The organism is Microbacterium sp. Bi128 (genome assembly GCF_918698205.1).
Map to the genome: position 1 here is coordinate 1 of NZ_CAKKMM010000662.1, position 2,716 is coordinate 2,716.

The following is a 2,716-nucleotide window of genomic DNA, read 5'->3' on the forward strand; positions in this document are numbered from 1 at the left end:
GCCGCGATCAGGGTCTGTAGTTGTGGTGTGTGCGCGGTGTACGACGTGCTGTGCGCCAGCCGCCCCTGCAGCAGGGAGATGATCGCGGCCGGATTGGTCAGTGCGCGGTGACCGAGGGTGGTGCCGACAGCGGCCCCGACGGCAGAGTCTGGTCGCGCCCGGATCGCCCTCGTCCAGTCCTCGCTCATCTCGAACAGCCCAATGAGCTCCCGGCCCAGCGGGCTCGCGTCGATGCTGTGACCGCCGACGATTGCGTCCCGCGCGGTGCGGGACAGTAGCCGAATGTCTTCCAACACAGGCACGGCCGGCTGCGGTGCATCAGCATAGATCCCGAACTGCGCCTGACCGGTGGAGACGATGCGCATCATCGCCCGTTGCGCATCCAGCACCGCCTGCGGCACCGGCGTGCGGGTCCGGTCCTCGGTGAGGTCCGCGCGACACCGGTTGGCCTGCGGACCCCTCCCCGGACCCCGCACGGGATTGTGGCAACGCCCGGGAACGGGAACAAGTGCGAGCGGGTGAGCGCGGTGTCGGGCAGGAAGATCACAGGTCTGGCACCGATCCACGAGAAGGCGGCGGTGGCGGGCACAGGCGAACCCGAACGGGAACTGCCACGACATCCGCCACCGTCCACCCGAATCGACCAGGCATTCCGGGCAGTATCGTCCCGCGGTCCCTGCAGCCGGGCATTGCGCGCTGATCCGACCCTGCCGGGTATAGCGGATCGCGTGACGGGCGAAGCGCATCCTCGTCATCTCGTGAAACTGATCGGCAGGGATGCCCGTGGAAGCCTCAAGCCGGGCAGCCTGCTCCTCGGTGAGGGTTGTGGCCCACTTGTCCGCCATCCACGCGGTCGCCGATACAGCCAAACCCTTCTCCTGCTCGATGAGACCGAGCGCGCATGCCATCTCGTTCATCGTCGCCCCATAGGTGGCCGCCATCTTCTCCAGCCAGGAATCGAACGGCTCATCCGGCAGTGGCCGCACCCGAAACGGCAGCACCCGCACCTCGTCGGAACGCGTCGCGGCCTTGCCGGTCATGCGGCTGCCACCTCGCCACCCTGGGTCTTTCGGCGGCGGCCCGCTCTCTGGCTTCGAAGCTGCCGTTCCAGCTTCGCCTCCAGCTCACGACGTTCCGTCTCGGCGCCCTCGTCGATGCGAATATCATCGAGCAGCTCCCGATCGATGCGTTCCCTGCCGGTGCGGATTGCGCGCGATGCGCCGCGGCGGATCAGGTCCATCAGCGACCCGATGTTCCCGGTCGTGCGGGCGAACAGGTACCGCGAGAGGTCGACGAGCATCCCGTCTCTCCCGTCGGTCAGCACGAGGGCCTGGTCGATGCCGAACAGCAGCCGGTCCCATTCATCGCGGCCGCGTTTGTGGGCGAGGGTGAAAGGTTCCAGGCTGAGGACTGTCCACCGTCGGAAGGTCTGCGCCATTGCTGCGCCTTCGCCGGTCTGGCCCTCCCCGACGAGTCCCCGCTTGCGGAGGGCGACACCGGCGAACAGGAACGTGGCGTTGTATTCATTCGAGAGCCACTTCAACTGGTTCGCGACCTCTACCCCGTCACGGGTATTCATCCGCAGGAAGTGGAGATCATCAACGATCACCAGGCGCGTGTCGTGGCGTTCGATGCACTCCGCGGCTGCCCGGGCAAGATCTCTACCCGCCATCGAGCGGTGCAGGATCCCGGCGGTGGCGGGGTGGGCGTAGAACCCGAGGATCATCATGTGCAGACCCTTGATCGTCGGCCGGCCCGTCAACGTCACATGACACACCGGCAGGTGCCGCACGTCCCGGTCCTGATCCAGCCACTCCCCGGCCTCCGCGATCCGCTGCTGGTGGAACACTCGACCGAAGTTGTTCACCACCGTGGACTTCCCGAGCGCCGGCGGCGCGTCGATCGCCGCCGCTGACTTCACCCGGTCGGCGTCTTGCAGGTTCGAGTCCAGGATGTCGCCGAGTTGCAACTCGATCTCCTGCACCTGTCGGGTGCGCAGCAGGATGTTCGCGTGCCACTGACGCCGCGCCAAGTCATACCCGACACGCTCCTGCGTGGATAGCGCCGCCAGCCGCTTCAGCGTGAGGGTGTCCGGACGGGTCCGGGCTGGGCGTTCTGCGAAGTCGTTCCACCCCTCGTAGGTGGACAGGCTCCGCTGCCGTGCTCCCGCCTGCGGCTGGGGCTGGGTGGTTGTCATCGGAGCATCTCCATCGGCTCGAAGCGGTAGTCGCCACGGATGGTGGGCTCGTCGATGTCGTCCTCGTCGTCATCATCTCCGGTCTCCGGCACATCGACCCGTGTCCTCGGATCCCTCACCCCGCCGGTCAGCTCCGTCGCCAGGTCCGACCCGGCCGTGAGTTCTGCGTCCAGCATCCGTTGCACCGTCCGCAACGACCACACCCCTTCCGGATCGGGGTTCTTCTCATCCAGGCGGGCCGCCATCCGGGCGCTCATCCGCCGCTCCGACGGTGTCAACCCTCGGCCCGCGCCCCAGTCCTCGAGCAACTGCGCGGCAACATCATCGACCTGCGAGGGGCGGCCCTGCCGGATCGCAATCTTCTTCGCATACTCCAACGCGTCCAAACTGAACGGGGTGTCGAACGCGTCCTTGTGCTCCCACTCCAGGGTGTGCCAGGTGTGATCCTCCGGGTCGTGGAAGTAGATCTTCGTCAGGTCGTCCGGGTTCACCACCAACGGCCACTCCGTGCCCGTGTCC

2 protein-coding genes and 1 pseudogene are annotated in these 2,716 nt (G+C 67.0%); all 3 read right to left on the reverse strand.

What is annotated here, in order from left to right; all coding sequences use genetic code 11:
- Nucleotides 1-1,040: TniQ family protein (locus LQV45_RS24480; protein WP_230009210.1), on the reverse strand; the 1,040-nt coding region annotated here is incomplete at its 3' end.
- Nucleotides 1,037-2,197 carry a TniB family NTP-binding protein gene (locus LQV45_RS24485; protein ID WP_005055282.1) on the reverse strand — a complete coding sequence of 387 codons (1,161 nt, stop codon included), beginning with the start codon at nucleotides 2,195-2,197 and terminating at the stop codon, nucleotides 1,037-1,039. The genes LQV45_RS24485 and LQV45_RS24480, both read right to left, overlap by 4 nt.
- A pseudogene (locus LQV45_RS24490) lies at nucleotides 2,194-2,716 on the reverse strand (hypothetical protein); the annotation flags it as partial. The pseudogene LQV45_RS24490 and the gene LQV45_RS24485, both read right to left, overlap by 4 nt.

What these genes read in the sequence shown, in the direction of transcription:
- LQV45_RS24485 (WP_005055282.1), bottom strand. Translation starts at nt 2,197, where the DNA reads ATGACAACCACCCAGCCCCAGCCGCAGGCGGGAGCACGGCAGCGGAGC.